At 35.5% G+C, this 422-nt stretch carries 1 protein-coding gene; it reads left to right on the forward strand.

Annotated elements, in window-relative coordinates; all coding sequences use genetic code 11:
- Window positions 1-422, forward strand: a 422-nt coding sequence (locus tag A6F49_RS17425; protein ID WP_043056579.1) for a ribonucleotide reductase N-terminal alpha domain-containing protein, incomplete at both ends; no start/stop codon positions are given.

The raw sequence follows: 422 nt of genomic DNA on the forward strand, positions 1-422 counted from the left end.
AAATCAATCCCGTTTAATTTTGCAAGTTATATGTCAGCTAGTAAATTTTTCAAAGATTACGCTTTGAAAACAAATGATAAAAGTCAATACTTAGAAGACTATAATCAACACGTTGCCATTGTTGCTTTATACCTAGCAAATGGTAATAAAGCACAAGCTAAACAATTTATTTCTGCTATGGTTGAACAAAGATATCAACCAGCGACACCAACATTTTTAAACGCAGGCCGTGCGCGTCGTGGTGAGCTAGTGTCATGTTTCTTATTAGAAGTGGATGACAGCTTAAATTCAATTAACTTTATTGATTCAACTGCAAAACAATTAAGTAAAATTGGGGGCGGCGTTGCAATTAACTTATCTAAATTGCGTGCACGTGGTGAAGCAATTAAAGGAATTAAAGGCGTAGCGAAAGGCGTTTTACC

Source organism: Enteractinococcus helveticum (genome assembly GCF_001657475.1).
In the GTDB taxonomy this organism is placed as follows: domain Bacteria; phylum Actinomycetota; class Actinomycetes; order Actinomycetales; family Micrococcaceae; genus Yaniella; species Yaniella helvetica.